The 24,111-nt window shown below is 42.8% G+C and carries 25 protein-coding genes; 13 read left to right on the top strand and 12 right to left on the bottom strand.

The features are described from left to right. Nucleotides 1–332 precede the first annotated feature (332 nt). Nucleotides 333–1,235 carry a DMT family transporter gene (locus tag CSV63_RS12585; RefSeq protein WP_099696116.1) on the bottom strand — a complete coding sequence of 301 codons (903 nt, stop codon included), beginning with the start codon at nucleotides 1,233–1,235 and terminating at the stop codon, nucleotides 333–335. Between the two features lie 125 nt (nucleotides 1,236–1,360). Between CSV63_RS12585 and CSV63_RS12580 the strand changes: the two genes are divergently transcribed. Beyond that, nucleotides 1,361–2,083: an MgtC/SapB family protein gene (locus tag CSV63_RS12580; RefSeq protein ID WP_099696115.1), complete on the top strand. Its 723-nt coding sequence runs from the start codon at nucleotides 1,361–1,363 to the stop codon at nucleotides 2,081–2,083. Between the two features lie 102 nt (nucleotides 2,084–2,185). On the opposite strand, the gene CSV63_RS12575 is transcribed toward CSV63_RS12580, so the two are convergent. Further along, nucleotides 2,186–3,349: an iron-containing alcohol dehydrogenase gene (locus CSV63_RS12575; protein WP_099696114.1), complete on the bottom strand. Its 1,164-nt coding sequence runs from the start codon at nucleotides 3,347–3,349 to the stop codon at nucleotides 2,186–2,188. A 104-nt stretch (nucleotides 3,350–3,453) separates the two neighbouring features. Between CSV63_RS12575 and CSV63_RS12570 the strand changes: the two genes are divergently transcribed. Next, nucleotides 3,454–3,711: a DUF378 domain-containing protein gene (locus CSV63_RS12570; protein WP_099696113.1), complete on the top strand. Its 258-nt coding sequence runs from the start codon at nucleotides 3,454–3,456 to the stop codon at nucleotides 3,709–3,711. 41 nt (nucleotides 3,712–3,752) lie between these two features. On the opposite strand, the gene CSV63_RS12565 is transcribed toward CSV63_RS12570, so the two are convergent. The 3 genes from CSV63_RS12565 to pruA form a co-directional block, all read right to left on the bottom strand. Further along, nucleotides 3,753–4,997, bottom strand: coding sequence for a Glu/Leu/Phe/Val family dehydrogenase (locus CSV63_RS12565; RefSeq protein WP_099696112.1), 1,245 nt, complete (start codon nucleotides 4,995–4,997; stop codon nucleotides 3,753–3,755). Nucleotides 4,998–5,135: 138 nt separating this feature from the next. Beyond that, nucleotides 5,136–6,329 (bottom strand): ornithine--oxo-acid transaminase, encoded by a 1,194-nt coding sequence (locus CSV63_RS12560; RefSeq protein WP_099696111.1) that lies wholly within the window; start codon nucleotides 6,327–6,329, stop codon nucleotides 5,136–5,138. A 33-nt stretch (nucleotides 6,330–6,362) separates the two neighbouring features. Then, a complete protein-coding gene (gene pruA, locus CSV63_RS12555) occupies nucleotides 6,363–7,907 on the bottom strand; it encodes an L-glutamate gamma-semialdehyde dehydrogenase (protein WP_099696110.1) in 1,545 nt (514 codons plus the stop codon). A gap of 179 nt (nucleotides 7,908–8,086) precedes the next feature. Between pruA and CSV63_RS12550 the strand changes: the two genes are divergently transcribed. Then, nucleotides 8,087–9,388, top strand: a complete 1,302-nt coding sequence (locus tag CSV63_RS12550; RefSeq protein ID WP_233192085.1) for an AAA-type ATPase lid domain-containing protein — start codon at nucleotides 8,087–8,089, stop codon at nucleotides 9,386–9,388. 79 nt (nucleotides 9,389–9,467) lie between these two features. On the opposite strand, the gene yugI is transcribed toward CSV63_RS12550, so the two are convergent. From yugI to CSV63_RS12530, 4 genes are all read right to left on the bottom strand, one after another. Beyond that, nucleotides 9,468–9,842, bottom strand: a complete 375-nt coding sequence (yugI, locus tag CSV63_RS12545) for a S1 domain-containing post-transcriptional regulator GSP13 (protein ID WP_029054404.1) — start codon at nucleotides 9,840–9,842, stop codon at nucleotides 9,468–9,470. 119 nt (nucleotides 9,843–9,961) lie between these two features. Beyond that, complete coding sequence (locus tag CSV63_RS12540; RefSeq protein ID WP_099696109.1) at nucleotides 9,962–10,228, bottom strand: DUF1871 family protein; 267 nt, start codon at nucleotides 10,226–10,228, stop codon at nucleotides 9,962–9,964. A gap of 114 nt (nucleotides 10,229–10,342) precedes the next feature. Then, nucleotides 10,343–10,564: a hypothetical protein gene (locus CSV63_RS12535; RefSeq protein WP_099696108.1), complete on the bottom strand. Its 222-nt coding sequence runs from the start codon at nucleotides 10,562–10,564 to the stop codon at nucleotides 10,343–10,345. 29 nt (nucleotides 10,565–10,593) lie between these two features. Continuing rightward, nucleotides 10,594–11,181 carry a peptidylprolyl isomerase gene (locus tag CSV63_RS12530; protein WP_099676143.1) on the bottom strand — a complete coding sequence of 196 codons (588 nt, stop codon included), beginning with the start codon at nucleotides 11,179–11,181 and terminating at the stop codon, nucleotides 10,594–10,596. 648 nt (nucleotides 11,182–11,829) lie between these two features. On the opposite strand from CSV63_RS12530, the gene CSV63_RS12525 reads away from it, so the two are divergent. Both CSV63_RS12525 and CSV63_RS12520 read left to right on the top strand, forming a co-directional pair. After that, nucleotides 11,830–13,071 (top strand): MFS transporter, encoded by a 1,242-nt coding sequence (locus tag CSV63_RS12525; protein ID WP_099696107.1) that lies wholly within the window; start codon nucleotides 11,830–11,832, stop codon nucleotides 13,069–13,071. Nucleotides 13,072–13,189: 118 nt separating this feature from the next. Further along, the gene (locus tag CSV63_RS12520) at nucleotides 13,190–15,043 is read left to right on the top strand and encodes a transglycosylase domain-containing protein (RefSeq protein WP_233192083.1); all 1,854 of its coding nucleotides are present in this window, start codon (nucleotides 13,190–13,192) and stop codon (nucleotides 15,041–15,043) included. Nucleotides 15,044–15,087: 44 nt separating this feature from the next. Here the strand turns inward: CSV63_RS12520 and CSV63_RS12515 are convergent, their stop codons facing one another. Then, nucleotides 15,088–15,660: a DUF5366 family protein gene (locus CSV63_RS12515; protein ID WP_099696105.1), complete on the bottom strand. Its 573-nt coding sequence runs from the start codon at nucleotides 15,658–15,660 to the stop codon at nucleotides 15,088–15,090. A gap of 160 nt (nucleotides 15,661–15,820) precedes the next feature. On the opposite strand from CSV63_RS12515, the gene CSV63_RS12510 reads away from it, so the two are divergent. From CSV63_RS12510 to mnhG, 7 genes are read left to right on the top strand one after another with little or no spacing between them, the layout of a single operon-like run. After that, the gene (locus CSV63_RS12510; RefSeq protein WP_199203665.1) at nucleotides 15,821–18,250 is read left to right on the top strand and encodes a Na+/H+ antiporter subunit A; all 2,430 of its coding nucleotides are present in this window, start codon (nucleotides 15,821–15,823) and stop codon (nucleotides 18,248–18,250) included. After that, entirely contained in the window at nucleotides 18,237–18,659 is a 423-nt protein-coding gene (locus CSV63_RS12505; RefSeq protein WP_085131428.1) for a Na(+)/H(+) antiporter subunit B, read from the top strand. Before CSV63_RS12510 ends, CSV63_RS12505 begins: the two co-directional genes overlap by 14 nt. Next, nucleotides 18,659–19,000, top strand: a complete 342-nt coding sequence (locus tag CSV63_RS12500) for a Na(+)/H(+) antiporter subunit C (RefSeq protein ID WP_099696103.1) — start codon at nucleotides 18,659–18,661, stop codon at nucleotides 18,998–19,000. Before CSV63_RS12505 ends, CSV63_RS12500 begins: the two co-directional genes overlap by 1 nt. Beyond that, nucleotides 18,993–20,477: a Na+/H+ antiporter subunit D gene (locus CSV63_RS12495; RefSeq protein ID WP_099696102.1), complete on the top strand. Its 1,485-nt coding sequence runs from the start codon at nucleotides 18,993–18,995 to the stop codon at nucleotides 20,475–20,477. The genes CSV63_RS12500 and CSV63_RS12495 overlap by 8 nt, the downstream gene beginning before the upstream one ends. Before the next feature lie 6 nt (nucleotides 20,478–20,483). After that, nucleotides 20,484–20,966 (top strand): Na+/H+ antiporter subunit E, encoded by a 483-nt coding sequence (locus tag CSV63_RS12490; RefSeq protein WP_099696101.1) that lies wholly within the window; start codon nucleotides 20,484–20,486, stop codon nucleotides 20,964–20,966. Next, on the top strand, nucleotides 20,963–21,244 hold the full coding sequence (locus CSV63_RS12485; RefSeq protein WP_099637059.1) for a Na(+)/H(+) antiporter subunit F1: 282 nt from the start codon (nucleotides 20,963–20,965) through the stop codon (nucleotides 21,242–21,244). Before CSV63_RS12490 ends, CSV63_RS12485 begins: the two co-directional genes overlap by 4 nt. Continuing rightward, a complete protein-coding gene (mnhG, locus tag CSV63_RS12480) occupies nucleotides 21,228–21,611 on the top strand; it encodes a monovalent cation/H(+) antiporter subunit G (RefSeq protein ID WP_099696100.1) in 384 nt (127 codons plus the stop codon). The genes CSV63_RS12485 and mnhG overlap by 17 nt, the downstream gene beginning before the upstream one ends. Nucleotides 21,612–21,628: 17 nt before the next feature. Here mnhG and CSV63_RS12475 read toward each other — a convergent pair whose 3' ends face one another. After that, entirely contained in the window at nucleotides 21,629–21,877 is a 249-nt protein-coding gene (locus CSV63_RS12475; protein ID WP_099696099.1) for a hypothetical protein, read from the bottom strand. A 70-nt stretch (nucleotides 21,878–21,947) separates the two neighbouring features. After that, the gene (locus tag CSV63_RS12470) at nucleotides 21,948–23,462 is read right to left on the bottom strand and encodes a leucyl aminopeptidase (protein ID WP_099696098.1); all 1,515 of its coding nucleotides are present in this window, start codon (nucleotides 23,460–23,462) and stop codon (nucleotides 21,948–21,950) included. A 158-nt stretch (nucleotides 23,463–23,620) separates the two neighbouring features. Here CSV63_RS12470 and CSV63_RS12465 point away from each other — a divergent pair, with 158 nt between their 5' ends. Beyond that, nucleotides 23,621–24,097: a divergent PAP2 family protein gene (locus CSV63_RS12465; RefSeq protein WP_099630809.1), complete on the top strand. Its 477-nt coding sequence runs from the start codon at nucleotides 23,621–23,623 to the stop codon at nucleotides 24,095–24,097. The last annotated feature ends 14 nt before the right edge of the window (nucleotides 24,098–24,111 follow it).

Genomic DNA, 24,111 nt, shown 5'->3' with positions numbered 1-24,111 from the left:
GTACGCTCCCTCTCTCGCTCGATCACTTCCTAGCACTCCACAACATCTCGTCAACCAGTTACATGAAAAATCGATTAGCTCGAGTTTCATTTGCTGGCATCAATTAAGATACTCATTTTTGTTTGTGTCACCGTTAGGCGCACAAATTGTATTTCGTTAACGTTTTGCTGTTCAGTTTTCAAGGTTCGTGTTTGTTAGTCGTATAAAAGCGACTTCTCTATCTTACACTCGGTTTTTGTCGAAGTCAACAACTTTTTTAAAAAGTTTTTTATGTTGTTTTCGATTACGTCCGAAGCGACAAGAACTAATATACAATAGATCGTATAGAGAAATCAAGTGTTTTTCGTAAAAAGTTTTTTCTTTATTGCTTTTATATCAATGACAAACAGCAAAACCCCTATTAGGACAACGATTCCACCTCTTAATTGTAGTGAAGTTATTTTTTCGTGCAACACGAAAAACGCAGCAATTGAAGCGAGTACCGGCTCAAACACAACGGCGATCGACACAACATTTGTGCTCACCCATTTGACTGCCCAATTGAATAACGTATGCCCTAACAGATTCGGTAAGATAGCCAAAGCTAGAAACCATCCCCAATCCGAAGTGGAATACCCGAAGAAAGGTTCTTGCGTGATGAGCACATAGAAAAACAGTGCAACCGTACTCACGGAATAAATAAGAAAGGTATACGTCACGAGTGATATTCTTTTGCGTACATTTTGACCTATTAATAAATATGCGGTAACGAATACACAAGCAAGTAATGCCAATATATCTCCAAATAACGCAGCTCCACTTACTTGAAAATCTCCCCAACTAATAATGAAGCTTCCTGTTAATGCAATGAAAACAGCAGTTAGCATCTTTCCTGTAATGATTTCTTTAAAGAACAATGCGGTACCTGCTAAAGCAAAAATTGGTTGCAGCGTCACTAATACAGTCGAGCTGGCAACTGACGTGTAGTTTAAGGATTCGAACCACAGTATAAAATGAACTGCTAGAAGTATTCCTGAACTCGCAGTAAACAGCCAATCCCTTTTTGTTAACGAACTAAGTTCGCCACGATAAGAAATTAAAAATAACGGAAGCATAATAATAACTGAAAAGAACATACGATAAAAGGCGATGACTCCTGCATCTGCAGTAGCCATTTTCACAAAGATTGCAGATAGTCCAATAGTTAGAACACCAATCGCAATGGGTATATAGGGATGAACTAGCGGTTTATTCAAAATATCACTTCTCTTTCTATCTCTCTTCCCATTACAATAGAAGAAGAGGCATGTACCAGTCGATTGCCGTATAAAAGAGAGTATATAGGTAATCTTCCTATTTTGTAAGTAAAGGGGGATAATTTATGTTAACGATCCTTGCCGACTCATTTAATGGAGAAGCATTAATAAAAATCAGTATCGCCCTAGTACTAAGTATCATTATAGGCGTGGAGCGAGAGATCAAAAAAAAACCTATTGGACTAAAAACGAGTGCAGTCATCGCTACCTTCAGTTGTCTATTGACAATTATCTCAATGGAAGCCGCTTATTTAGTCCCCGCTCGTAATGATATTAATATTACAATGGATCCTCTGCGACTATCCGCACAAATCGTCAGCGGTGTCGGGTTCCTAGGTGCCGGAGCTATATTGCGCAGGGACAATGATAATATTACCGGGCTTACTACAGCTGCAATGATTTGGGGGGCAGCGGGAATTGGTATCGCGGTAGGTGCAGGCTTCTATATCGAGGCACTGTTCACTGTAGTGAGTGTCATGATCGTCATCGAGCTAGTCGCGCCTTTATTAGGCAGATTCGGCCCTAAACGCTTACGCGCCAAAGAAGCAAATTGTACGGTCATCATTACTCAAAAGTCTAAGATTGACGATCTCGTCAGGTACTTGAATGAAGAACATATGGAAATTGACCATCTGCGTATCAAACAATTTCAGACACCTGAACGCCAATATCACCACGAATTGCAATTCAAACTTATGGCACACCCTAAAAAATCTACCTCTGCACTCTATATAGAACTGACTACGCTTTCCTATGTAGAATCGGTAGAACTCGTTATTTATCCATAATAAAACGCCAAGTCGACGTGACCTGACGTTATAAACTGAAAGCAAACCTTTACAGGCTACGCTTTCAGTCTTTTTTATTCATTTGAAAAATGATTAAATAGGTCATAAACTAGCCTTCAACAAAGTAAAAACTTCATCTTTGGATAATTGTGCAAATCTACCGACCGGTCCATTCACAACAGCTTTTTCTACCATTAACTCTAATTTAGAGTCATCAATATCATAATCTGCTAACGTAACAGGTGCGCCAATCTTCTTCCAATAAGCACTTAAACGGTCGATTCCTTCGATCGCAATTTCCTCGTCCGACTTATCAGCTGGATCTACTCCGAATACGCGAACCGCCAACTGAACAAAACGTTGTGGGTTTTTCGGAAATGTTTGCTTCAGCCAGTGCGGGAATAAAATCGCTAAACCGCCAGCGTGAGGAATGTCATAGACAGCAGATACAGCGTGTTCGATCGTATGCGTACCCCAGTCCCCTTTTGTACCCATCGATAGAAAACCGTTTAATCCCCAAACTCCTGCAAACATCATGGATTCGCGAAGCTCTATGTTCTCAGGATCTTTCACGAGCTGCTCTCCAGTTTTCATAACGGAACGCAATGCCGCTTCACATAGTTCATCTTGGAACGAAGCATTGTTTGCAGTATGGAAGTATTGCTCTAACATATGGGACATTGTATCAACAATACCATTAACCGTTTGATCGAGCGGCACTGACACTGTATATTTGGGATCCAATATAGAGAACTTTGGATAGTTTAACGGTCCGCCCCATCCATATTTCTCCTGTGTTTCTTCATTAGTAATAACAGAACCCGCATTCATCTCTGAACTAGTCGCAGTAAGCGTCAACACCGTACCAAACGGCAATGCTTCTTTAGGTGTTGCTTTGCCCGTTACGAAGTCCCAAGGATCACCATCGTATTTCGCTGCAGAAGCAATCAACTTCGTACAATCAATAACGGATCCTCCACCTACCGCGATAATCACATCGATATGATGTTCTTTACACAGGTCTGCGCCTCTTTTAGCTGTTGACAGTCGGGGATTCGGTTCAACGCCCGGCATCTCTACTACTTCAAAATTATTGCCGTTCAACAATGACATGATCTCATCATATAAGCCATTACGTTTAATGCTGCCGCCACCATATACTAAGAGTACCTTTTTACCGTATCTTCCAAGTTCTTCAGGTAAATGCTGCAGTTGATCTTTGCCGAATATTAATTTGGTCGGATTGTTGAAAATAAAATTATCCACATTGCACGCCTCCTTCTTCTTACTTCCCATTATGAAAAAGAAGTATTAACGATGCAAGTATAGTGTTCTAAAAACAGGATATACTTTTCATAGGAGGAGATAAAATGGAAACATTGCAAAAAGTCACGTTAGCTATTGCGTTAATTGGCGCATTAAACTGGGGCGTTGTCGGGGTTTTCCGTTTTGATGTCATCGCTCAACTAACAGAAGGTGCTTACCAGCCATTGGCACGCTTCCTTTATATCGTTATCGGATTATCTGGTCTTATGGCGTTACAAGTTCTGTTTACGTATTGGCGCAGTGAAGGGGAACCGAAATCTACTGAAGAGATCCAATCCGCTTCATCTATTAAACAAATATAAAAAGCATCTCCTCACACTCGAGGAGATGCTTTTTATCATTTTTATACCCAACCACGGAAACGGCTTGCTTCCGCTGTTTTACGTACACCAATCATATATGCCGCTAAACGCATATCGATATTACGTGTAGTTGCGATGTTGTAAACATTTTCAAATGCTTGAACCATCTTCGCTGTCATTTTTTCACGTACTTCTTCTTCAGACCAATAATACCCCATATTATTCTGAACCCACTCAAAATACGATACAGTTACACCACCAGCGCTAGCCAATACATCAGGCACTAGTAGAATACCGCGATCTGTTAGGATTTTTGTCGCTTCCGAAGTAGTTGGACCGTTAGCTGCTTCCACTACGATGTTCGCTTTAATATTATGAGCATTTTTTTCTGTTATTTGATTTTCGATTGCTGCTGGAACTAGAATATCGCAATCCATTTCGAGTAATTCCGCATTTGTTAGCGTATTGTCGAATAATGTAGTGACTGTTCCAAAGCTATCACGACGATCTAGTAGATAGTCAATATCTAAACCATCCGGATCATACAATGCACCGTATGCATCGGAAATACCAATTACTTTCGCGCCTGAATCATGTAAAAACTTGGATAGGAAACTACCTGCGTTACCAAATCCTTGGATGATCACACGTGCACCCTTCATATCAATATTACGACGTTTTGCCGCCTCATTAATAATGATCGTTACACCTTCAGCTGTTGCGCGCTCGCGACCATGTGAACCGCCAAGTACGACTGGTTTCCCTGTAATGAAACCAGGCGAGTTGAATTCATCAATTTTACTATATTCATCCATCATCCATGCCATGATTTGTGAATTCGTAAAGACGTCCGGTGCAGGAATATCCTTTGCAGGTCCCATTACCTGACTAAGTGCACGCACATAGCCACGGCTTAAACGTTCTAATTCGCCCATCGACATTTCTCGCGGATCACATATGATGCCACCTTTAGCACCACCATATGGTAGGTCTACAATTCCTGCTTTAAGTGTCATCCACATAGAAAGTGCCTTTACTTCCTCTGCACTAACGTTAGGATGGTAACGAATACCACCTTTTGTCGGTCCAACTGCATCATTGTGTTGACCGCGGTATCCAGTAAATACTTTTACTTTTCCATCGTCCATACGGATAGGAATACGTACTTCCACCATAAGAAGTGGTTCTTTCAATAGGTCATACATTCCTTCATCATAGCCTAGCTTTTCAAGTGCATCTTTTATAACAACTTGTGTAGACGTAAATAGATTCAGGTTTTCTGTCATTGTAATGGCTCGCCTCTTTAGTTTGTTTTTGTCTTTCACGGACACATTATAACACGAGCAAAGTTAAACATCCACACATAGATTCTAAATCTTTTTCGATTTTTTTGAATAGAAAAAGATTTAGTGGTAGCTTATTACTTAGTTGTTAAATACTGTACTGATTTTTTCCAATGCCCAATCTAACTCATCTCTCGTAATAATTAATGGCGGAGCGAAACGAATCACTGTATCATGTGTTTCTTTACATAATAAGCCCAGCTCTTTTAGCTCTTCACAATACGGGCGTGCCGGTTCGGTTAATTCCATTCCAATAAATAATCCACGTCCACGCACTTCTTTAATTGCAGGATGTGATATTTTTTTCAGTTCCTTCAAGAAATAATTTCCTAATTCCTTGGATTGTTTCGCAAGCTCCTCGTCTTCCAACACTTCAATTGCCGCTAATGATACTGCGCAGGCCATTGGATTTCCACCAAATGTTGAGCCATGAGATCCCGGATTGAATACACCTAAGACGTTATCATTCGCAAGTACACAGGAAATTGGGTATACTCCTCCGCCGAGCGCCTTACCAAGGATATACATATCAGGCGTCACGCCTTCGTAGTTACAGGCAAACATTTCGCCTGTACGACAGAGTCCCGCTTGAATTTCATCCGCTATAAAGAGAATGTTTTCTTCTTTACATAATTTCGAAGCTTCCTTCATGAATCCTTCAGGCGGTATAATAATTCCAGCCTCTCCCTGGATCGGCTCAATTAGGAAAGCAGCTGTATTGGAAGTAATAGCTGCTTTCAATGCGTCGATATTCCCGTACTCTACTAACTTGATTCCAGGTAGCAATGGACCGAATCCTTTTTTATATTCAGGATCGGATGACAAGGAAACTGCTCCCAGTGTACGACCGTGGAAATTTCCTACACATGCGATAATTTCTGCATGGTTGGCTGCTACGCCTTTCACATCATACGCCCAGCGTCTCGCTGCTTTTAAAGCTGTCTCCACTGCCTCTGCACCAGTGTTCATTGGCAATACCATGTTTTTACCTGAAAGCTCTGCCATTTTTTCATACCACGGACCTAATTGATCATTGTGGAAAGCACGTGAAGTTAGCGTTACACGATCCGCTTGGTCCTTCAGAGCTTGAATGATTTTCGGATGGCGATGTCCTTGGTTGAGCGCAGAGTAAGCAGCTAACATATCCAAATATTTAGTACCTTCAGGGTCTGTTACCCAGACACCTTCTGCTTCAGAAATTACGATGGGTAGCGGATTATAGTTATTTGCACCATATTTTTTTGTTTTTTCAATAACTCTCGTCGTTTTCGTCATATTCGTTCACTCCTTCAAATTCACCACAACGATTTACAGCATCTCTGATGTTGTTTTCCCTTGCATATGCAACTGCAAGTAATCAGGTCCGCCGGCTTTGGAATCAGTACCCGACATGTTGAAACCGCCAAAAGGCTGGTATCCAACGATAGCGCCTGTACAACCTCTGTTGAAATATAGATTACCTACATGGAAGTCTTCTCGAGCTTGCTCAATATGGTGTCGGTTCTTCGTAATGACCGCACCTGTTAGACCGTAGTCTGTATCGTTTGCAAATTCAATCGCTTCTGTAAACGAAGAAGCTTTTGAAAGCGCCACGACTGGACCGAAAATTTCTTCTTGGGAAATCCGTGCATTTGGATCCACATCTGCGAAAACGGTTGGTGCAATGAAGTATCCTTTCGAATCGTCACCAGTACCACCCGCAATGAGACGTCCCTCTTGCTTACCTATTTCAATATAATCCATGATTTTATCAAATGCTGCCTGGTCAATAACTGGACCCGCTGTGTTGTTGCCATCGATTGGATCACCCCAGTTATACGACTTCGTAATTTCTTCTACGCGCTTTACTACTTCATCGTAAACATCCTCATGAATGATCGCGCGAGAACACGCTGAACACTTTTGGCCACTGAATCCGAATGATGAAGACACGATAGATTGCGCAGCCAGTTCCAAATCGGCTTCATTGTCGACAATAATTGTATCTTTACCGCCCATCTCCGCAATCACGCGTTTCAACCAAATTTGACCGTCATGTACTTTGGCCGCACGTTCGAAAATACGTGTACCTACTTCACGTGAACCAGTGAATGAAATGAACCGAGTGTCTTTGTGGTCGACCAAGTAGTCACCAATCTCAGAACCTGACCCCGGGATGAAGTTGACGACACCAGCTGGCATTCCCGCCTCTTCCAGTACTTCAATAAATTTATATGCAACGATCGTTGTTGTGGAAGCCGGTTTCAACAGGACGGTGTTTCCTGTTACAAGTGCCCCTACTGTTGTACCCGCCATGATCGCAAATGCGAAATTCCATGGTGAAATCACTACCCCTACACCAAGAGGTACATAATCGAATCGGTTATATTCACCTGGTCTACTCTCCACATGCATACCTTCTTTTAGTCTAAGCATCTGACGGGCGTAATATTCCATAAAGTCGATACCTTCGGCGACATCTGCATCCGCTTCATTCCAAGGCTTCCCCGCTTCCTTTGTAAGCAGTGCAGAAAACTCAAACTTACGACGCCTAACGATTGCAGCCGCTTTAAATAATACATCCGCACGAAATTCCGGCTTGACTTTCCTCCACGTGTTGAATGTTTCTTTCGCTGTATTCATCGCTTGTTCTGCTAAATCACGACTAGCTTGCGAGACATTGCCGATGATCTCTTTTTTATTGGAAGGGTTAGTGGATGCTAACTTCTTATCTGTCATTATGCGTTCGCCACCGATAATTAGCGGATAATCTTGTCCTAGATAACTTTCTACAACTGTTAAACCTTCTTCATATGCTTGGCGATTTTCTTTAACAGTAAAATCAGTGAACGGTTCGTGTTTGTATGGAATCATTTGGAATCAAATCCTCCTTTATAAATAGAACGCAAAATTTATTTGCGTTTGATAGCGTTTACATTTATAATGATGCAAGAAAAAATTGCACATTGCAAGCTTTTTATTGTAATTAATTTTAAATTCTATTAACTTAGCGACTGAAATACGATAGTACATACAGTGGGAAGGTGTTTCAATTGAAAACATATGAAAAATTATTGAATATATGCAATCAGTTTGCAGTAGACCATGCAAATATCGGTATACACGCTGTGGATCATGCAGGACGAACCATTGTCTATAACCGTAAAATGAAGGACATTGAAGGATTAAATCTTGAAGATATAAAAGATCATTCCATTTTGGAGTTATTTAACTTTGATAAAAATGAGAGTACGTTATTGAAAGTATTACAGAGTGGAGAACCTCAATTGCGTGTGAAGCAGAGATATTGGAATACGAATAAAGTAGAAATCACGACGATGAATGACACGTACCCTATTTATGAACACCAAGAGTTAATCGGTGCGATTGAGTTCGCTCAAGATATTACCGCATTGGAAAGATTTGTTTTACAACCATTGCGTAAAAACCGCAGACCGATTACATTCACGCAAATTACTGCCCATTCAGCTGTCATGAAATCGGTCATTTCCACCGCTGAGAAAGCAGCAGAGGCTGGATTACCAGTTTTATTAATTGGAGAAACAGGTGTAGGTAAGGATCATCTTGCTGAGGCTATTCACTATGAATCTGTAGAAAACGAACGGGTTTTCCACACTTTCCATTGTCTACATGCGGATACAGATAGGATTCAACAACTTAAAGAAACGTTGCAGCAGCAACCGTCTATGACGCTATTTTGCGAACGTATCGATAGTTTATCGATCTCTTTGCAACAGGCCTTGCTGTTTGTCTTACAGAAAACATCCAGTCATCAATTTATTGCAAGTATCGGGGATGATCCAGTCGAGCTTATCGCATCGGGCACATTGCTAAAAGAGCTTTACTACTTTTTCGCGTCTTTCGCTATTAGGATACCCCCACTTCGAAAGCGTTCGGAAGATATTATCCCTTTTGCTGAATCGTATTTAAAGAGTAGAATAGAATCGCTAGGGACAGGATTGACAAAAATCGATGAAAAAGTAAGAGAATCACTTATTGCATACGATTGGCCGGGGAATTTGCGAGAGCTCGAGCTGCTCCTCGATGAAGTCTCATCCATGCGCACAACAGAAAATACGCTCACTTTTGACATGTTACCTCTGCAATTTAAGATGAAAGTGGAGTCTACAGCAAATGACGCTTCACAACCGAGAGATTTTGTCGTTCAAAGCGATTCAAAGCTAGTACCGTTTGATCAGTATTTACGTGAAGCCGAGAAGTATTATCTTCAAAAAGCAATGGAGCTACATGATCATAACATCACAAAAACTGCGAGCTCTCTCGGTATGAGTAGACAGAACTTGCAGTATCGATTGAGGAAACTGAAGGACTAGATAAGTAGTGACGATTGCCATTTCCAAAACAAAAAGGACAGACGTAGAAGCGCTTACCACTTCTACGTCTGTCCTTTTATTAACGTCCGGATTGTTCAATCCAGCCCTGTAGTTTATCTTTCAGTGAATTAAAACCATCAGCGTCTTGCTGATCCACGCGTTCTTGCAATGATTGACGAGAACGAGAGTGATTCAGGTAAGAACTTGGTGGCTCCTGTAATGCACGGATCGACAAGCTGATTTTACTAGCCCCTTCATCCACATCCAATACTTTGACGTGAACTTCTTGCCCAACTTCCAAAAACTCATGAATATCCTTTACGAATCCATACGTGATTTCAGAGATGTGCACTAAACCTTGCGTTGAGGCATCCAGCGCTACAAACGCACCGTACGGCTGTATGCCGGTTACTTTTCCGGTCAGCTCATCTCCTACTGCAAATTTGTGAGACATGCCAAACAGCTCCCAATCTAAAAGTAGTATCTAGTCTGCCACTAAGGCCGCTTCATAGTATACCATATTTTGATGTTTTGAACAAAAAAAGAGCCATCTGAATAGATGGCGTGGAGTAGTTAATATGGAACGATTGATTTGGCTTCATATTTAACAGCAATCAGTTTATAGGATATGTCCATACAGTTCTCTAATGGTATCCAAATTTCATGGGCGTGCTCATAGATATCGCGAATATATTTAGCTAAGTCTGCTGGATGATCTACATGATGGAGTTTCGTCACTATTTCAGTGATTTCTGTACCATATGCATATTCCCCTTCTCGGAATGGATCCCATTGCTTAAGAAGTGAGGCTGCTTTTTTATTCATTTCAATGGTTTGCATGATTTGTCACCTGATTTGTGTTTTCTTTTTATGATAGCACAACAGCTAGTAAGAAAACAGTTGCAAGTATTTTGGCAATTTACGAGACTGGTTGATGTAAAAAGAACATCCCGATCAATCGATGGGATGTCCTGGATTATTATGTTGTTGTCGTTCTTTTAAAATACGTTGTTCCAGCTCTTTCGTTTCTTCTTCCTGCTGTTTGGATTTCTTGATAATCCAACGAAATACGAACAGCATTAGCGTCATGAAGATGACGAAAGAGATTGCTGCTGGAATGTATTCTGATTTATCTTCAGGAAAATAAAGAAACGGCATTAATAGAACGAAGTCCATGCTAGTTTCCTCCTACGAATCAACTACGATTACTTTTGGATAATTTCGATTGATTCAATTTTAATTTCTTCGTTTGGCTTATTGTCGCGGTTAGTTTTTGCATTGGCGATGTTGTCGACAACGTCCATTCCTTCTAACACTTGACCAAATACCGTATGCTTCTGATCTAAGTGTGGTGTTCCACCGTTTTCTTCATATGCAGCTGCAATTTCTTCAGGCCATCCACCTTGTTTCAATTGTGATGCTGAAGCGTTTGCTGAAGAAGCCTGTACGATGAAGAACTGGCTACCGTTTGTGTTGGGTCCAGCGTTCGCCATAGATAAAGCGCCACGCAAGTTGAATAGATCCATCGTAAACTCGTCTTGGAATGAGTTGCCGTAGATACTTTCTCCGCCCATTCCTGTTCCAGTTGGATCTCCACCTTGAATCATGAATTCAGGAATAACGCGGTGGAAAATAATACCGTCGTAGTAACCATTCTCCGCGTGAGTCAAGAAGTTTTCAACTGTTTTTGGAACGCGCTCTTTAAAAAGCTTTATTTTGATTGGCCCCATTGTTGTGTTCATCGTTACTAGTGCTTCGTTTTCTGCTACTTCAGTTGATAGTTGTGGATACATGATATTCCTCCTCAAATTTGCGTGCTTGTTCATTTTGGTGCATGTTTTGTATATGAAAACAGTCTATCATAGTTGATGGCAAAATTCGATGATTGTAACTGTGACAGTTAGTTGACAATGTGTAGTGTGGGGAGAAAAACGTACTAGTGGGAAAGGACAATGTTGGTGTACCCGTAGTAGCAATGCGTGTATCGCGCATTATTTCGTGTAACTGCTTAATGGGCTTTGATATCCGCTCTATGCACGTCCGTGGGCGCTCTATGTGGTGTCTCACCCGCTCAATCGCACGCGCTAGCCGCTCTACATACGTCCGTGAGCGCTCTATGTGGGGCCGCACCCACTCAATCGCACGCGCCACCCGCTCTATACACGTCCGCGAGCGCTCTATGCTGGGTCTCAACCGCTCAATGGCACGCGCCACCCGCTCTACACACGTCCGCGAGCGCTCTATGCGGGACCTCACCTGCTCAATCGCATGCGCCACCCGCTCTAGCCACGTCCGTGGGCGCTCTATATGGGGCCTCAACCGCTCAATCGCACGCGCCACCGCTCTATACACGTTTGATGTAAGCACTATGTTTCCTTCGACTGCCGAATTGTTTTATACTGAATATTATCTAAGCTTTACAGGAGGAAGGCGGTTCAACGTTGAGTCGACATAAGAAAAACTTCATTATCATTTGGGTCACGAACTTTCTTGTAGCAGGTACGATGACGATGATTATGCCGTTCCTGTCGTTATATATTGAAACATTTGGGGATTATTCTGACGCATATGTCCAGAAGTGGGCGGGGTTAATTTTTGGTGCTACGTTTATCACCGCACTGATCATGTCACCTATTTGGGGACGTTTTGCAGACCGCTTCGGTTTTAAACCTATTTTGCTCATTAATGGTTTTGGCATTACGATTTCAGTTTTTTTAATGGGCTTTGTTAATTCCGTAGAAACCTTTTTCGTGTTAAGACTATTAATGGGTTTGGTTACTGGTTTCTTACCGACTTCATTAGCTTTCATTTCTTCTCAAACGCCACGTGAGGAAGCCGGCAAGATGCTCGGCACGTTGCAAATGGGCGGTGTTGCGGGAATGTTATTCGGCCCCGTTCTCGGTGGTCTAATGGCTGATACGTTCGGGTTTGAGTATGCTTTCATCATCACATCTATTTCCGTTATGATTGCCACATTGCTCGTGTTATTTGGAATTAAAGAGCAAGCACGGGTAAAGGTGCGGAAAGTTGCAAAGTATTCGCGGAAAGTCATTTTGGGTGGATTGTTCAAGCACCGTCTGATGTTTAACGTAATGGTCGTCACGACGTTGATCCAAATCGGGAATTTCAGCATTCAACCATTGCTGTCACTCTACGTAGCGGATTTGACACATGCTGCATCCAATGTAGCGTTTCTCGCGGGATTGACGTTCAGTGCGACAGGTCTCGGTAATTTACTATTCGCTAGGTATTGGGGGAAAGTTGGCGACAATGTAGGGTATGAAAAAATTCTTGGACTACTGCTCATCATGTCGTTCGTCTTCATCATCCCACAGGCGTTCGTTACGTCTCTTTGGCAACTTGTTTTGTTGCGATTCTTATTTGGAATCTCCACTGGCGGGATGATTCCACTTACGACAGCGCTTGTTCGTCGTGAAGCACCACTGGAAGTTCAAGGCGAAGTCATGGGGTATAACACCAGCTTCCGTTTCCTTGGTAATATTATTGGACCGATGTTTGGTGGAATTGTCAGTGGATATATCGGAATTCCTGCTGTATTTATCGTGACAGGCATATTATTCATCGTCGGGTATCTGTTCCTATCTATGGCAGTACGACGGCCTACACAGGATTTTGAACATTTCCTAGAAGACCGGCAAGACGAAGCGAATGAACATACGTAAATTTAGCCACGCGCGCTTTTCGGTAGCGCGTTTTTTTATTTCCCATTGATTCAGACGACAGGTGTCGTGTTATGTTATATTTTTCTATAACGATATGAAAGTACAGGGGGCTAGTGAGTTGAAACAAACGGTTGGATTAGTGATTACGCTTGCTTGCGTTCCGCTATTATTATTTATCCAAAATCAAATCTACGCAGAAACCGCGCAGACGAAAACCTTGCATGCTTCTATTCGTGAGGCAGTGCAGTTGGAAGCGCCTGTAATGGTCTCCCCTATTCAAATGAAAGACCGTAACGGGAAATTGTTTGCGGAAGAATATACCGAATGGCGGCAACCCATTCATTTGCAAGATGTGACGTTTTTCACGCGCCAGTTATTTTTAAAAAGTGAAGACCGGACATTTTATGAGCATCGAGGTTATGATATAGCGGCGATCATTCGAGCTTTCACGATCAATGCAGCGGCAGACGCTAAACAGCAAGGCGCTTCAACCATTACACAGCAAGTCGTGCGAATGCGCCATCTAACAACTGAGAAAACGTACGAACGAAAATTCAAAGAGCTCTTCTTTGCGGCAGAGTTGGAAAAACAATCGACAAAAGATGAAATCTTGGAAATGTATTTGAATGAAATGTACTTCGGCAATCAAGTCTACGGAATCGGTGGTGCGGCTAGCTACTACTTCAGCCGTCCTCTTGAAAAATTGCATGAGGCAGAAATTGCATTTTTGGCGGCCATTCCAAATAATCCTTCTCTTTATAACCCGATCAAGCATTATGATCAAACGAAAGAACGTCAACTACGACTTCTTCGAGTCATGCTCGATCAGCAAGTCATTACACAAGAGCAATTTGAAGAGTATAGTAAGTTGCCCATTCAATTGAACGTTAAGAACAAGGAACAGTTTTATCCAATGTACAGTTCATATGTATTAGAAGAATTGAAAGACCTGATTGCGCAAGCGGAAGGGCTCGATGTGTCGATGGCTAAAGCTAAAACGCCAGAAGAACGACAACGCTGGCAAAGTGAAATCAATCGGCGTACGCAAGAAGTGACCAGCAAAGGCGTGACAATCGATACGGCACTTGATCCAAACAAGCAACAGCATGATGAAAATCGATTGAATGCACTGATTGGAAGAGGCGGTGTGCAGGCTGGAGCTGCTGTCATCGACAATGAGATGCGTGAGATCATCAGTTTATATGCAGGATCGGGTTATAAAAAAACCGACTTCAACCGAGCTTTTCAAGCTGTTCGACAACCAGGGTCAGCAATCAAGCCATTGCTTGTCTATGCACCGTTTTTCGAAAGTGGACCGTATCATGCGGATACGCCCGTCAATAGTAGCAATATTTGTATTGCCGGTTATTGTCCAAAAAACTTCGGCCACTATCAGTTTGGAACGACGACCGTACGGGAAGCATTCCGGAATAGTTATAACACAACGGCTGTACGTTTATTGCAACGTGTAGGAATCGATGAGGCATTCTCTCATCTAGCACCTTTTCATTTTCGACACATCGTTGCGGCTGATCGTTCCTACCCTGCAGCGCTTGGCGGATTTTCTAAAGGTGTCACGCCACTGGAGCTTGCCGGAGCCACTACGAGTTTTATCGACGGGACGTACTTGACCCCACATGCCATTCGCTCGGTAAAAGATAGTAAAGGTGAGGTATTGTATAAGTGGAAAGATAGGTCAAAAGCGGTTTGGTCCCCTTCCACGGTCAATAGCATTCGTTCCTTGATGAAAGAAGTCGTTGTGAACGGTACAGGCGAAGGAATTGCGTATACAACGAGCTATACCGGAGCGAAAACAGGAACGACCGATTCATTTAAAGACTTGTGGACAATTGGCATGAATGATCGCTATACGTCAGCAGTTTGGATTGGGTGTGACAGACCCACACCTATTCCGCGTCTGCGTGATCAAAAAATTCATTTGCGGGCATTCTCTTCAACATTGCGACCATAAAAGCCTTGCCAGGTCCGTTAGTTGGATCGGCAAGGCTTTTTCATTTATTTCACTGGATTGGCTAATGGGATACTAGCGAGTACTCCGTTGTAAAGACGGAAAATGATATACACAAGTCCCGCCACCAAGACACTCCAAATGATAATTTGAAAGAATATCAAACCGATTGTGTGCGTCAACGGCATAAACGGGCTTAATTTGTACACTACGTAAATAAAGTAGACAAAAGAAGTGATGAAGAAAATCAATGCTAGCACCTTCCAAGATTGAATACCGAATACAGAAGCAAGTGCGCCAATAAAGTAAATGATCACACCGGATTTTGAAGAGCTATACGAGGCCTCTGCTTCTTCTTTTAGGAAAAATAATAAGGCCGTTTCATGAATGGTGACGGCAATCAGTTTTAAAGCTGCAAATAGCATGAAGAAGACTAAAGCATACATTGTCAGTAAAAAGAGACGTAATTGAAGGTCGGTTAAGAACTCCCTCATGCCTTGATAGAGACCAATTTCCTTAAAGAGGATTAGCGTCTCCCCTACGCTATAGACGCCAAAAGTCAAACTGAATAATAAGACGGCGATAAATGGTAAATAGCTGAACAAATATGGATTTTTCATAATACCCCCAAAAAATATTTTTTCCCCTTCTAATAATATAAGAAGGAAGTCGAATAAAGCAATAATTGGTCAACTGTCGTCTATGCAATTTGAAATGTTTTACGCTATACTAACAAATACGCCCACGCTTATGCCTCGGGAATGTGAATAAGTGAAGAACATGGTTGGAAGGAGGATTCTCTTGGAATTCGTGTTATTGATTTTTTTACCTGTAATCTTCGCAGTACTCGTTCCTTTTGTTTATAAGAAAATTAAAGGAATACATACAGGTTGGTTTGTTTTAGTTGTACCTCTCGTGTTGTTTGGCTATTACGCAAGTTTTTTGCCGTTAGTCATGGATGGTGGTCATGCTATTTCTGAAATGAAATGGATTCCTTCACTTGGAATTGCGTTTACTTCATACATAGATGGTCTAAGTTTATTATTCACGCTATTGATCACCGGAATCGGTTCGTTAGTAGTATTGTACTCCGTGTTTTATATGGATAGGGAAAAAGAAGATCTTGGTAGTTTTTATGTCTACTTACTGATGTTCATGACCGCTATGCTCGGAGTCGTGCAATCTGACAACACGATGACACTCTATTTGTTCTGGGAGTTAACGTCCATTTCGTCCTTCTTATTGATTGGCTTCTGGTACACCAAGGACAAGTCACGTTTTGGCGCATTAAAATCGATGATGATTACAGTGTTTGGTGGATTAATGATGCTTGGGGCATTTATTTTACTCAGTATCATGGGAGAAACGTTCTCTGTTAGGGAATTAATCGCAGAAGCTCCTGAACTCGTGAGTCACCCGTACTTTACTCTGGCGTTGGTTTTACTTTTGCTTGGTGCCTTTACGAAGTCCGCACAATTTCCATTCTATATTTGGCTACCGGATGCAATGGAAGCGCCCACACCAGTTAGTGCGTATTTACACTCTGCGACGATGGTGAAGGCGGGTATTTATTTGGTCGCCCGATTTACGCCGATTTTCGGCTCAGCGTCCACTTGGATTTGGCTTGTTACAGGAATTGGATTGCTGACGTTGTTCTGGGGTTCATTCTTCGCAGTAAAGCAAACGGATTTGAAAGCGATTTTAGCATTTTCAACAGTCAGTCAACTTGGTTTAATCATGTCTTTACTTGGAGCAGGTGCTATCTCGTATCATGCGACTGCAGCCGTGTTTGGCTTCGCGACGTATGCGGCCATCTTCCACTTGATTAACCACGCTGCATTTAAAGGCGGGCTATTCATGATCGCTGGGATTATTGATCATGAAACCGGTACCAGAGATATACGTAAGCTCGGTGGATTAATGAGTGTTATGCCGATCAGCTTTACTGTTGCTGCGATCGGTTCATTATCTATGGCTGGTTTGCCACCATTCAGTGGATTCTTGAGTAAAGAGATGTTCTTGGAATCTATGGTAGCGCTTCGACACTTTGAATTATTCAACTTTGATACATGGGGGATCCTGTTCCCAATCGTCGCTTGGATTGCCAGTGTGTTTACGTTTACGTACAGTATGTATTTCGTTTTAAAAACATTTATGGGACAGAAGAAATTTGATCAATTGCCAACACAGCCGCATGAAGCACCGATTGGTATGTTAATTTCGCCTATGATTTTGGCAACCATCGTCATTCTGGTATTCTTCATTCCGAATGTCATCGGTAAGTGGATGATTAAACCGGCCGTTATGGCGATTCAGCCAACTTTGTACGCGAATCCGTCCGCTATCGATATTCATGTCAAAGCGTGGCATGGTTTTGGGGCTGCTGGTTTATGGCTGACAATTGGTGTCGTCGCATTCGGTACGTTACTCTATCTAACCATTCCGAAATGGCAACCGCTTTATCGTATGCAGCCCGACAGCCTATCGCTGAATAACGGCTATGATGCGATGATGCGTGGAAGTGAAAAAGGAATGAATCGGGTTTCTCGTCTTTATATGACAGGGAAGATCCGGACCTACTTATTGTATATGTTCGCATTTATGTCTGTTACGATCATCGCGCTGTTGTTCCTTAAAGACGCATTCGTTCTCGATATGAATAGTTTTGCAGCAATTACTTTATATGGATCATTGAATGCTATCGTGTTGATTTTATCTGTCGGATTTGTAGTGTTTGCAAAGTCACGTCTTGCTGCGATCATCGCGCTTGGCGGTGTCGGGTATTCCGTTGCGTTATTCTTCGTCATTTTCAAAGCGCCTGACTTAGCCCTAACACAACTTGTCATCGAGACAGTATCGGTTGCGTTGTTCTTGCTGGCATTCAAACATTTGCCGGCACTCAGCACGCACGGGGAAACGAAACGCAATAAAATGGTTAATTTGATTGTTTCATTGAGTGTAGGTGTAATGGTGACATTGGTCGCCCTATCTAGTCACTCACAAAAAATGATTCCTTCGATTTCTCAATACTATAAAGATACGGTCAAGACAGAAGCAGCAGGCGGAAATATCGTCAACGTTATTCTTGTAGATTATCGTGGATTTGATACATTATTTGAGATTGCGGTACTCGCTATTGCTGGAATCGCGGTACTTGGTATGATTCGTTTGCGTGTATCGAGAAAGGAGCCGACTGATGAAAACGAATGATGTTATTTTACAAACCACTGCTAAAGTAGTGTTTTTCATCATCTTCTTGTTCTCCATACATATCTTTTTCGCGGGTCACTATGCACCAGGCGGAGGATTCGTCGGCGGTTTGTTGACGACGGGTGCGATTGTCCTGTTGTTGTTGGCATTCGATTTACGAACGATTCAACAGATTCTACCGTTCAACTTTACGGTGATGACTGCGATCGGATTATTGCTTGCGTTAGGTACAGCGGCGGGCTCGATTTTCTTTAATGTACCGTTCTTCACGCATGCATTCAGTGATTTTGACTTACCGCTGTTCGGACACACGTCCCTTCACACAGCGATGTTGTTCGATAGTGGCGTATATTTAGTTGTCGTTGGTTCCGCCATCACGATTATTCAATCGATTGGAGGCGATGACTGATGGAGCTTATTCTTTCGATTCTGATCGGTATATTATTTACGGCAGCCGTCTATTTGATTTTATCGAGAAGTTTACTGAAAGTGATTTTAGGTACCGGTTTGCTCAGTCATGGAGCACACTTACTCATTCTTACGATGGGTGGACTCGGAGGCACAGCGCCTCCCGTCCTAATCGACGGTGTGACTGATTTTGCAGATCCCCTGCCTCAAGCATTGATCTTAACTGCGATCGTCATCAGTTTTGGTGTGACGGCGGTCATGCTTGTCATGGCATATCGGATGTATGCTGTACACCAAACAGATAATATGAATGAATTGAGAGGGAATGATGAACATGATTAATCTTCTTTTATTTCCGATCATTATTCCTTTCTTTTTCGCGATGATCTTATTGTTTTTCAAAGAGCAGGTGGTCGTCCAGAGAGTTTTAACACTGATCGGATTGGCTCTCAGTCTAGTTGCTTCTTTTTGGCTTATCGCGACAGTGAAGACAGAAGGAATCCAAAGCGTGACACTCGGGAGTTGGCCTGCACCATTTGGGATTACGATGGTGTCGGACATGTTCTCCGCCATGCTCGTCACGACGACGATCATCATTACATTTTTTGTCGTCGTCTATAGCTTTTCATCCATCGGTGTAGAAAGAGAGAGATTTTTCTACTATCCTGCGATCCTGTTCATGATTACAGGAATCAATGGCGCCTTCACAACAGGCGATATTTTCAATATGTTCGTATTCTTCGAAGTGCTACTGATCGCATCCTATTTGCTTATTGTGCTTGGCGGCGAGAAACGGCAGCTTCGTGAATCTATCAAATACATATTGGTAAACGTTATTTCGTCTGCCATCTTTGTCATTACGGTAGCGTATTTGTACTCTATCGTCGGTACATTGAATATGGCGGATATCTCTGTGAAGATTGCAGAGATCAATCAACCAGGAATTGTTTCGGTTATTGCGATTTTGTTTTTAATCGTCTTCGGCATTAAAGGGGCAATCTTTCCCTTGTATTTCTGGTTACCTAATTCGTACGCTGCCCCACCGATACCCGTTCTCGCATTATTCGGTGCCTTACTGACTAAAGTCGGTGTATATGCGATTACGCGTACCTATACGTTGTTTTTCGTGCACGACATTGGATTTACGCATCAGTTTTTGATGATTCTATCGTTACTGACTATCATTGCAGGCTGTATCGGCGCTCTTGCGTATTTCGATGTAAAACAAATCATCATTTACAATATCATCATTGCAGTAGGTGTCATCTTGTTCGGTGTAGCTCAAATGAACACGTCCGGACTAGAAGGCGCGGTTTACTATTTAATTCATGATATGTTGATCAAAGGGGCACTGTTTGTCCTGATTGGTATCATCATTTACGTAACCGGCACTTCGAACTTGCGGCAAATGGGTGGTTTAATTAAAACGCACGGTACGCTTGGTTGGACGTATTTAATCGCTGCGTTCGGTCTAGCAGGTATCCCTCCGTTAAGTGGATTTATCGGAAAAGTGCTGATCACAAAAGGGGCATTTGAAGCGGATCACGTGATCGGCAGTATCATTATTTTGGCCTCAAGCCTAGTGGTACTACTGTCTGTCATTCGGATTTTCATTTATGCATTTTGGGGTACTCAAAAGAACGATCTTCCTGTTCGCGATTCACGCACGTATCGCCAATTGATGTTTCCGGCTGTTATGTTGGTACTCATTTCGGTAGCGTACGGTGTAGGTACGGAGTGGCTAATGCCATATATGACGGATGCAGCGAATGTACTGGCAGATCCATCCATCTATATAAATGCGGTGTTAAAGGAGTAGAGGTCAATGGCTTTTCAGATACTATTAAATTTCTTCATTGCAGTCGTTTGGATGTTCATGTCAAGTTCATTGACACCTTCTACGTTCATCATCGGATATCTTATCGGGCTGTTGATGATTATCATGACACGCCGCTATTTTAGTGGGCGCTTGTACATTTGGCGAATCTGGTCTGCAGTGAAGCTGACAGCGATTTTTCTAAAAGAACTAATCATGTCGAATATTTCCGTGTTGCTACTAGTGATCAAGCCGGATTTATCGACAATGCAGCCGATGTTCTTCGCTTTGCCGACAGAGCTTGAAAAAGATTGGGAAATTACGTTGTTATCTAGTTTAATTACGTTAACGCCTGGTACGGTCGTCGTTCATGTTTCAGATGATCAGCGGATTTTGTATATCCACGCGATTGATGTAGACGATGTCGATGAAGCAATCGATTCTATTAAAAACACATTCGAGAAAGCCATTATGGAGGTGAGCCGAGGATGAATGTATTTTATTCTGTCTGTCTCGTGCTAGTTATCCTGTCTATGCTCGGATTACTATACCGTGTATGGAAAGGTCCTTCTGTGCCGGATCGTTTAGTAGCTCTTGACGCAGTCGGTGTCATGCTCATATCAGCGATCGCACTGTTTTCCATCTTGTTCGACACACCTTTCTTCATCGATGCGATTCTATTGATCGCCATTATGTCGTTTATTGGCACAGTGTCCTTCTCCAAATTCATTGAGAGAGGAGAGATTATCGAACGTGGACCTAATCGCTGACATTTTGATTGTGTTACTCGTTACGGTGGGGATCATTTTTACGATCGTCACAGTCATTGGAATTTTACGGCTCCCAGATGTCTATACACGCGCGCATGCTGCTTCGAAGAGCGCTACGCTTGGCGTTATGAGTTTACTGCTAGGCGTATTTCTCCACTTTTGGTGGAATGAAGGCCATTTCAGTGTGGCGCTGTTACTTGGGATCGTCTTCTTGTTCATCACTTCTCCCATTGGCGGTCACTTAATGACGCGCGCTGCGTATATGTCGGGTGTAAAGCCTACCGAATTAACGGTTGCTGATGATCTAAAAGAAGCTGTAATAGAACTACGCATAGAATCAGATAAAAACACGCCGGATGACGAATAGTCATCACGGCGTGTTTTTTAATAGTATGGATAATAAGGGTAATATGGTTGTGGATAGTAAGGATAGCTGTTGTAGTAAGGTGGGTAATATCCTCCACCGAAGCCGTACCCGTAGCCTGGAGAAATAGCATTACCTAAAAATCCGCCAACTAAGCCACCTAGAAAAGGACCACCGAAGCCGCCGAAACTACCAAATCCACCGCCATACCCTCCACCATGATGACCACGACCGCCACCATATCCACCTCTATAATTATGTCTTGTCATCCAAGCTCCCCCTTTCCCTTTATCCTATGACCAACTGGAAAGAAGGATTGGGGAAAGCGCCTATACTGAGTTATTCTTGTGGTTCTGCTTCAGCAGCCAAGCGCTCCACGAAGGTCGCCAATGTACGGACCATAACGCCCGTCGCACCTTTCGGACCGAGCGCATGTGGAGTGGCTGCATCAGACGTACCTGCAATGTCTAAATGAATCCACGGCGTATCCCCAACAAATTCTCCGACGAAGCCGCCCCCGAAGATCATATGGCCATCTCGTCCTGGTGAGTTATTTACATCCGCGACATCGCTTTTGCGAATCCGCTGACGATCGCTCTCCGTTAATGGCAGTTGCCAAATGAATTCCCCTGTTTCATCCGCAGCTTCCTGAAATTTTTTATAGAATCCGTCATGGTTGGTCAGTGTACCCGTTTTATCATGACCGAGCGCCACAATGACACCGCCTGTTAGCGTGGCCACATCAATCAAATACTCAGCGCCCGCTTGCTTCGCATACGTCACTGCATCCGCTAGTACTAAACGACCTTCCGCGTCTGTATTTAACACTTCAATGGTCTTTCCGCTTAAGGATGTAATCACATCATCCGGCTTGAATGCTTCACCGGAAATCATGTTGTCGGAAGAAGCAATGACCGCAATCACATTTTTCTTCGGTCGTGACTCCCCTATGATTGCCATAGCGCCAAGTACAGCTGCTGCGCCACCCATATCACCTTTCATGCCGACCATGCCGTCCTTAGGCTTCAATGAATAGCCGCCCGTATTATAAGTAATTCCTTTACCGACTAAACCAATGACATCTTCCCACTGTTCCGTCGCTTGATACTTAAGAACAATGAGTTTTGGTTCTTCAACTGAACCTTGATTGACCGCAAGAATGGCTCCCATACCGAGCTCTTCCATTTCGGCTTTTCCTAGAATATCTATTTCTAGATCATAGCTTTCCGCCAATTCTTGTGCGTATTCCGCCATCTTAGTTGGCGTCAATAGATTAGGGGGTACATTGACTAGCGTCCTCGCTTCGTTCACTGCATGTGCGGAGATCATGCCGACTTCTCCGGCAGCAGTCACACGATCTGCATCTTCCGTTGTAATGAATGTCATAGTTGTCAAGGAGACATCCACTTCATTGGATGATGTCTTGAACCCTTCATATGTGTAGGAGCCCATTCCGATACCCTCAGAGGCCAGGAACGCTACGTCCTCACTATCTATCTCATCATTGCAAAACGGCGCTGTCCAGACGCCTACAGTGCGTACACGATCCTTGTGTAGTTGTTTACCTACTTCAGCGAATAATTCACGCACTAGCTGTTCAGTCAGTCGCTTCTGATTGCCAACGCCCACAAAGTACACTCGATCGTAACTTTGTTTGGACAGCGCAGGCATTTTAGTAATCGCCTTACACTTTTGTTGAATGTCCTGTGATTTAATCCAGTCTGGCAATAAAGGATGGAAAGATTCAACGAACAAATCGAAGCCTTCTACATTCTCTGGATGATCTGGTATTCCTACAATAAGTACTTCTACTTCTGTCTGATCAATTGTGGATGTTGTTTCTACGTTTATCATGAATGGTTCCTCCCCTTTTCTTTACGCTTGCCCCATACTAGTATAGACTAGTCAGATTAGCACACGCAATGAGCAGTATTGTGGATTGGAGACAGCGTGTGAATCCAGATTATGTTATACTAATTGCTAAACTACTGACAGTAAGGGAGTGGAACCTCTTGGCTATTTTTGAAAACATACCGCTCCTCGTAGCGTTATTCGCCATCTTTTTTGCCCAATTTGTAAAAATTCCTATTCATTTTTTATTGACACGTAAACTCGATTTTGGACTCATGACATCTACAGGCGGCATGCCGAGTTCCCATTCGGCAGCTGTCACTGCACTCACAACCGCCATCGCATTCGAAGCCGGCCTAGATTCGCCGTTATTCGCCATATCCGCTATATTCGCAGTCATTGTCATGTTCGACGCAACCGGCATCCGCTACCAAGCCGGACAACAAGCCGTCATCATCAACCAAATGCGCTCCGACTTCCAAATATTCGTCAACGATTTGAAAGACTGGCCGAAGAAAGACAATGACGCAAAAATTCAAGAACTCAAAACCCTACTCGGCCACAAACCAAACGAAGTATTTTTCGGTGCTCTAACAGGTATTCTCATCTCGATCTTTACGTATACCGTTATATTGTAACGTCGATCAACGGT

Origin of the sequence: Sporosarcina sp. P34 (genome assembly GCF_002743375.1) — a bacterium.
Taxonomy (GTDB): Bacteria; Bacillota; Bacilli; order Bacillales_A; family Planococcaceae; genus Sporosarcina.
The sequence above is the reverse complement of the archived record's forward strand: the minus strand, read 5'-3'. Positions and strand labels throughout refer to the sequence as shown.